Consider the following 8056-nt stretch of genomic DNA (forward strand, 5'->3'; position numbering starts at 1 on the left):
TAAAGAAAATACCAAGTCTGCATCCCTGTCAGAAATGAAACCGGTTTCTTCTGTTAGTGATTTTTACTTTGTGAATTTTTAGATATCCCTAATTTAGAATACCGGTTCGTCAAGGATTGACCATGTATATTTGTTCACCTAAGGGAACTTCCCTGAACCAGTCGGTAATTTATTACGGGCCATAAGTGCTGACCACCATCATGTCTGCCCGTAACCAACCTCATAATTTCATCCCTTAGTACTTAAATGCTATAAAAAATGCCTACGATACACATCAAATGTGACGTGCATCGTAAGCATCATTTTATGTCATTTTAATAGATAAAACTCTTTAGCTAGGCTTGCTTACGGCGGAAAACTCGACTAAGACCTAACGTCATGATTCCCAGTAAAGCACCCAACCAGCCGAGCTTACTGCCAGCTTCATTCGTCTGAGGTAACTGACCGTCAGCTTGTGTTGTATTGCCTAATTGATTATTGTCAGTCCCCGCTGTCAATGAGAGCGGCATCGTTGTGATGCCAGCAATCTCATCGGCTGCACCACCAACATCATCAAAGGACCCCTCGAGAATCTGATCATTATTGCTTTCACTCCCAGTTGAACCAGTTTGAGAATTAGAACCGTCAGGCGTTTGGTCGCCAGAACTAGCAGTTTCTCCCTCGCTACCAGCACCGTTACTGCCGGTACTTCCTGGGCTAGTAACCCCGTTATCGCCAGCTTGCCCTTCATCAGTTTCATGACTGCCAGAACTGGTTTCGTTACCCGTATTAGGTCCACTACCTGGGCCAACGTTATTGCCAGCATCTGAACCATTACCCGTATCATTTTCGGAATCAGAATCCTGGTCAGAACCTGAATTGCTATCGGAATCATGGCCAGATTCGGAATCACTTTCAGAATCTGAATTACTGTCAGACTCAGAGTCGCTGTTTGAGTCTGAATCACTATCCGAGTCCGAATCGCTATCCGAGTCTGAGTCACTGTCCGAGTCTGAATCGCTGTCGGAATCTGAATCACTATCCGAGTCTGAGTCACTATCCGAATCCGAATCGCTATCTGAATCTGAGTCGCTGTCCGAGTCTGAATCGCTGTCCGAGTCTGAATCACTATCCGAATCTGAGTCACTATCCGAATCTGAATCGCTATCTGAGTCTGAGTCGCTATCTGAGTCCGAATCACTGTCCGAGTCCGAATCACTGTGGGAGTCCGAATCACTATCCGAGTCTGAATCACTATCCGAGTCTGAATCACTATCGGAATCTGAGTCGCTGTCCGAATCTGAATCGCTATCTGAATCTGAGTCACTATCGGAGTCTGAATCACTATCCGAGTCCGAATCGCTATCCGAGTCTGAGTCACTGTCCGAGTCCGAGTCGCTGTCCGAGTCCGAATCGCTATCCGAGTCCGAATCGCTATCCGAGTCTGAGTCACTGTCCGAGTCCGAGTCGCTGTCCGAGTCCGAATCGCTATCCGAGTCCGAATCGCTATCCGAGTCCGAATCACTATCCGAGTCTGAGTCACTATCGGAATCTGAATCGCTATCTGAATCTGAGTCACTATCAGAATCTGAGTCACTATCCGAGTCTGAGTCACTATCGGAATCTGAATCGCTATCTGAATCTGAGTCACTATCAGAATCTGAGTCACTATCCGAGTCTGAGTCACTATCGGAATCTGAATCGCTGTCCGAATCCGAATCGCTATCTGAATCGGAGTCACTGTCCGAGTCCGAATCGCTATCTGAGTCTGAATCGCTGTCCGAGTCCGAATCGCTATCTGAGTCCGAATCGCTATCCGAGTCTGAATCACTATCCGAGTCTGAGTCGTTATCGGAATCTGAGTCACTATCCGAGTCTGAATCACTATCTGAGTCCGAATCACTGTCGGAATCCGAATCGCTATCCGAATCTGAGTCACTGTCCGAGTCCGAATCACTGTCGGAATCCGAATCACTATCAGAATCTGAGTCGCTATCGGAATCTGAGTCACTATCGGAATCTGAATCGCTATCCGAATCTGAATCGCTATCCGAGTCTGAGTCGCTGTCCGAATCTGAATCGCTATCAGAGTCTGAGTCACTGTCGGAGTCTGAGTCGCTGTCCGAATCTGAGTCGCTGTCGGAATCTGAGTCGCTATCAGAGTCTGAATCTAACCCATTGCCAGGCGTCGCATCGCTCTCTGAGTCCGAATTACTGTCTGAATCCGAGTCACTCCCTGGTTGCGAACTACCTTCTGAATCACTGTCTTGGCCTGAATTGCCTCCAGCCTCCGAGTCATTTCCATCTACACCTGCGTCTGAATCAGACTCATTTCCCTGATTGGTGTTTTCATCCCCAGTATTGCCTTCAGAATTGTTGTCAGTATTTGACCCATTCCCAGTACCCGCATCATTGCCTGAATCAGCATTGTCTCCTGGTTCAGATGAGCCATCACCGTCTGTGTCCGAGGTGTCACCTGCATTTGCACTACCGTTCGTATCATCAGTATCTGTACCTGCATCGACGTCTGTACCAGTACCACCATCAGACGTATTTTCATTACCATCTGCCGTTTCATCCCCGGTATTCTGGTCACTGGTGTCGCCGTCTGTTCCTTGCGTTGAATTGTCAGAATTATCTGCAGTATTCCCAGATTCTGACCCAGGGTCCGTCACACCAGTCGTCGTGGCATCACCGTTGCCGCTATCACTTGGTACAGTTGCCTCGGTGCCATTCGAAATTTCATTACTAGTATTATTTTCGTTCCCGCTATTACCAGCATTAGAATCACTTGATTCATTACCAGTAGCATTCGATTCTTCCCCCTGATTTACACTCACATCAGGCGCTTCAGTCTGGCCAGTATCCGTGGCACCAGACGTCCCCTCAGTTGGATCAGTCGTTACGGTACTTCCTGTAGTGTTCCCAGCTGCCGTTTCGTTGCCATCATTAGGTGATGGCGTCGCTGGCGCTGGTGTTGCCGCCGGTGTCTGAACTGCCTCAGCAGAATTTTCCGTTTGACTAAGGCCAGCTTGACTAGCCCCCTCAGCAGGGGTGGCATTCGACTGAAGTGCCTGTTGGGAAATTGTCACCGTCGCTGCACGGGCCTTACGCTGGTCATCAGTAGCCATCATTCCCGTACCAACCAAAGCGGCAGCTGCTGTGAGCCATAAACTCGTTCTTAAATTTTGTGACATGTATTTTCTCCTTCTCAATTGACCTTAGTCTGTTTCTCAGTAAACAACATGTTATCAGGTTCACAACGAGAAGAAAACAAGAACCACTACCCCTAATCAAAAATGGAACCACAGCCTTCTGGCCATGATTCCATTTTAACGATCAGCGAATCACAACTGCCCGTGAATTCCGGCTGTGATAGACTTTCATGAAGTTATTGGTACTGGTCCAAAATACCTTGTTGGGCCAGCCCTTTTGCATATATGGATCTGCAATTAAAAATTTACCGTGCTTATAGCCAACTAAAGCTAACACATGATATGGTCGTGACTTTTCCATGTGCCAACCACCAGAAAAGACGATTGCATTTCCCCGTTTAACCTCACGCATCAGCTGCGTTTTGGAGGCCCCGGAAATATTAGCCGCTTGCTTATCATAAGTCTGGGCGTAGGCAGTCAGTGGTGCAGGATATATTGTCCGTGTTTCACCAGGACGACTCTCCGTGTAAGGATTCCCAGTAAACCCTTTATTCGGCATCTTAGCCTTAGGCATCCGATTGATTACCGTCTTCAGACTGGTCTTGGTCGCTACCCCTTTAACAGACAGGGCCATTTTAAGACTAGCCGCTTCACATGCGTTAGGCGCATACAGTGGGTAAAGCTGACTGGTATACGTATATGGTAACCGGTACGTCGTGGTCGTCTTCAGCGCCTGGGCGTTAAGCCAACCATAGTTGTGACCCCGCCGACTAATCTGGAAATAGGTTGTCTTCCCTGTCTTGGCCACACGGTCTAGCTGAACCAATTTTCCACTCAAGCTGCCCGTCTTTCTGAGCGCTTTTGTAGTTGCGGGACTACTCCAAAGCCGCCATCCCTTACTCTTCACCACCCGTGAATTGTAAGTTCGCGCTGACCGCGTTGTCACTGAACTTGCGCTAGCAACCGAGTTTACGCTAAATATTCCTAAGGCAACTGCTGCCCCAATAAATAACTTCGTCCATTTTTTCACAGTAAATCCTCCTCTATTGAATTGCCACGGCATAATGCTTGTATTGATAGCTCCGTGCAAATTTCTTCGCACTGACCCAGTACTTCCCCTGGTTCGGATCAGCCACATGGTACGCACCCTGCTTATACCCGTCTAGGAGCATGACGTGACTATTATTAATTCCCGTACCCCAGAAATAGTGACCATACTGGGCCTTGGCAAAGTGTAACGTCACGTACACTACTACCGGATTATGCAGGCGTAACTGCGACCGCAGCTTACTCAAGTTAGCACCGCTAATGTTTTTAACTTTGTGATACCGATTCCCCCATTTAGCCAGTGGCTTAGGGAAAATCGACTGGAAGACGCCCGGTGTGACCTTGTAAGGACTGCCAGCAAAACCAGTGTTCGGATTATTGGTCTTACTACGAGGCAATTTCTTCATGAAGGCTACTAAACCAGTCGACTTTAAAACACCTTTGTAGTGCAGTCCTTCTAGCAAACTAGCAGATTCACACCCCATCCAGGCCTTAACCGCCTGCTGACTTACGTAGGGAGCACCTAAATTCACCGTTGTCGGTGTCTTCAAATCGCCACGCCAGACCCAACCGGCATACATTTTCTTAGACTTGGCGCTGGTAGAGGTCACGTAGTAATACCGGTAATTCTTACTATTGGCCTTTTGGATCAGGGACGACTTGCTGACGATCCAAGCTGTTTTGGGAAAACTCTTCAGCTGATGGGTAGGCACCAAGGTGAGGCCGGTGCCATCATTTTTAAACGCCACCAACTTTCCCTTAGTATTACCAGTAACTTTGCCAAACGGTGTCACATTCTTCTGTGACAAAATTTGTGAAGTCGTTGCGGCCTGAGCAGTCGTAACGCCCAACCAGGTTGTTAGCAGGACGATTCCCACCATTAATAATCTTTTCATATGCGCGACTCTTTTCTAATATTGAAAAAGTTGGGCCATCATACCAGATCCGTCAGCAGCAAAGCTAAACCCAACTTCACTGTAGTGGGCCCAAGTATTCAGCTCGGTATCACGGTGTAATTTATCACAGGTCATTAACTCATTGACCGCGGTCTTCGCCGTTCCCTTATAAGTGATATTGCCGTTCACATTATATACCAGCGTAGCACCCAGACCGCTCGCCATGTAACCGGCTGGTAAGTAGTAAGCGGGGAGTTCCGCCATCGTTTCGGCATAGCCACTCATCTTGGCATTATAGGACTGGCCATTTGGGCGAATGTGATCGTCACGAATCCACAATTCATGCGCCCGGACGTTGACCTTCTTCAATAAGCTCTTCCGATGCTTCAAGGTGCTGCGTCCCTGTTGCTTCCGGTAGGCATTGAACTGTTTCAGATAACTCGTCCCAACTTTTTTATTCAGGACTGATTCCTTAACGTATTTAACGGTAACTTTGGCCGGCAATTTGCTATAACTGTACGTTTTTTTGAGGGAAAATGGCACGTACCCCTTAATCTTGGTGACATACCCCTTGCTGGTACTCCAAGCATCGCCATTTCCTTGTGGGCTAAACTGACTCCCATAACCCTTAACACTGGCACCAGTGCTGGTAAAAGTTTTGTTAGCTTTCAATTTTTGGCCAGTGGTCGATTGATAGTGGACAACCATCTGCTTAGCGGGTTGTTGTGTCGTCGCAGCGTTCGCAACGACTGGAAAGCCCAATCCCACTAGGGGTAAGAGTAATAGTGTCCATTTAGATGTTATTTTCATAATTAGATTCCTTTCAATTTTAAAATGGCTGACTCATCACATTCATAACGTTGTAGACTGTACCATTGGTCGTAACCTTGGTGGCAATCCCGTAATAGACAAATTGGGATTCCAGCAACAATTGCCAGTGAGCGCCCTGGTCATTGCCATGTTGATAATCGTAGGCAATGCTCTTGGCAGTGGCGGCATTCGTATTCCCCACGCCATTCATGTCCAGCACCTCACCGTGAGAAGCGTGTTCTAACCCGGCAGTCTTAAACAAACCTTGTTGAATCACGTGACCCGCACCGTCAAAGTGGCTGAAATTGGTCGTAATTTGCGTAATCCGGACATTTGAGACTTGCGTTTGAATCTGCTGATTCACTTGTAAAGCAGTAAGCCCCTTAGCAGTCCGCGCACGATTTAACTGGGCAATGAAATCTTGATTCACGGTCGCCGCATTAAATGATTGCTTGCCATCGACTTGAGAACTGCCCTGACTAGTACGTTTAGCAGGTCCCTTCTTCAAGTCTCGGCGTAGGACCCATCCTGTGTGTTTACCGTTAGCACTTTTCACTTGGTAATAGATCCGCGTTTTACGCGTTTTCTTGACGAGTAGCTTTTCATGTTTCGTGGTATACCACGTCGTGTGCGGAACCTTCTTGAGTGCCTGGTAACGTTTGCCAAGGTGCTGACTATACAAGTATCCGGCAGTGCCATGATAAGCGTGTCGCTTCATTGATTTGCGCCAAACTACCTGCACACTTCGATTACGTTTTGCACTGTATGTACTGGCTTGTGCTGAAGCTAAACTGCTTAGACCAATCACGCCACCGCTAAACACCGCGATGATGGTCATAAGCTTGTGAAACTGATTCATCAATTGTCCCCTGCTTTCCTGATATAGGGCGTTATATGACTCACTTCAATCGAGCTGATGCTGTCTAAAATGAATCCAGCATATGTTCTATTAAGTCAATAACTTAAGTATACCGCTAGTCATGGTCGTGAGACAATGGGACTTTGAGGACTGGTGATAATCAAAAAAGCATTTAGTTTACGGTTGGGTTTACCGACAACTAAATGCTTCATATTTCAACATTAATAGATACTTGATGGTTTAACCTTGATGGTCTTACGAACGTGAGTCTTGTGATGACTGTAAACCAAGGCCGTCTTGCTACTAGTTGGTACCTTCGTGTATTGTAGGAGAACCTTCTGCTTCTTGCCATTAAACTTCATGGTTTTAACCTTGTAGTCGGATGCGGTCAAGTATCTTGCCGTAACAAATGACGTCCAACCATTCTTCATCTTAGACATACTGAAAGCTTTTTCGTAGTTGCCCTTGATCTTAAAGACTTGGGTCTGCTTGAATCCTTTATGTAGGTATGGAAAACCATAGTATTCTAATTTACCGACCTTGTCAGCGGAAAATTGATAAGTTGATTTTGAAATTTTAACGTGTTGATACTTTTTAGCAGTTTTGTTATACGCGTACCAGTTACCTTTCAACGCACTCGGAACCTTATGAACCTTCGGCCAAGTTGGATAACCCGAAGATGCTGAAGCAGTTGTACTAGTTGAAACAGTGACACCGCCGACGGTCAAACCAACCAACAAGGCGGCAGACATAATCAATTTTTGTTTTGCCTTCATTAAGAACAACTTCTTTCCATTAGTTAAGGTACATCTTGATTTTAACTTTAAATAATTTATTTATCAATATAAATTATTGGCAAATTTTTCGCAATGCATTTAATCCCTTACTGTACCTGCTGATTTCAAACTGCCCTTAGGTGGAAAAATTCCCGCAGCTGATTGCTAATCATTTCCAGCTTTGAACGATCATCTATGTGTTTACACAAATAAAGACCCATAAGATGGACGGATTAGTCCAACCTTACGGGTCTACTCCCAGCACTGTACAAGTCAGTAGCCTAGAAATATTGTCGATTTAATTTAAGCCGCTTATTGGATTTGAACCAACGACCTCTTCCTTACCATGGAAACGCTCTACCTACTGAGCTAAAGCGGCATAACATCTTCTATTATGGACGAAATTTAGCATAATAGCAATAAAAAAAGGAACCCATTTCTGGGTTCCTTACTGTTTGCGTAGCGACGTCCTATCCTCGCAGGGGGCGATCCCCCAACTACTATCAGCGTGCTGAAGCTTAACTTCCGTGTTCG

The 8056-nt window shown here is 46.3% G+C and carries 6 protein-coding genes and 1 tRNA gene; all 7 read right to left on the reverse strand.

Annotation, left to right across the window (positions count from 1 at the left end):
• Positions 1-335: 335 nt before the first annotated feature.
• Complete coding sequence (locus EKM87_RS12675; protein WP_318530977.1) at positions 336-3176, reverse strand: beta strand repeat-containing protein; 2841 nt, start codon at positions 3174-3176, stop codon at positions 336-338.
• A 142-nt stretch (positions 3177-3318) separates the two neighbouring features.
• Positions 3319-4164 carry a C39 family peptidase gene (locus EKM87_RS09730; protein WP_164506476.1) on the reverse strand — a complete coding sequence of 282 codons (846 nt, stop codon included), beginning with the start codon at positions 4162-4164 and terminating at the stop codon, positions 3319-3321.
• Positions 4165-4177: 13 nt separating this feature from the next.
• On the reverse strand, positions 4178-5077 hold the full coding sequence (locus tag EKM87_RS09735; protein ID WP_125684241.1) for a C39 family peptidase: 900 nt from the start codon (positions 5075-5077) through the stop codon (positions 4178-4180).
• Positions 5078-5092: 15 nt separating this feature from the next.
• Positions 5093-5887: a hypothetical protein gene (locus EKM87_RS09740; RefSeq protein ID WP_125684243.1), complete on the reverse strand. Its 795-nt coding sequence runs from the start codon at positions 5885-5887 to the stop codon at positions 5093-5095.
• A 19-nt stretch (positions 5888-5906) separates the two neighbouring features.
• Positions 5907-6746, reverse strand: a complete 840-nt coding sequence (locus EKM87_RS09745; protein WP_125684245.1) for a CAP domain-containing protein — start codon at positions 6744-6746, stop codon at positions 5907-5909.
• A gap of 221 nt (positions 6747-6967) precedes the next feature.
• Positions 6968-7522 carry a hypothetical protein gene (locus EKM87_RS09750; protein ID WP_125684247.1) on the reverse strand — a complete coding sequence of 185 codons (555 nt, stop codon included), beginning with the start codon at positions 7520-7522 and terminating at the stop codon, positions 6968-6970.
• 306 nt (positions 7523-7828) lie between these two features.
• Positions 7829-7901: transfer RNA gene (locus EKM87_RS09755), tRNA-Thr, on the reverse strand.
• Between the last annotated feature and the right edge of the window lie 155 nt (positions 7902-8056).

Source organism: Levilactobacillus yonginensis (assembly GCF_003946265.1).
Taxonomy (GTDB): Bacteria; Bacillota; Bacilli; order Lactobacillales; family Lactobacillaceae; genus Levilactobacillus; species Levilactobacillus yonginensis.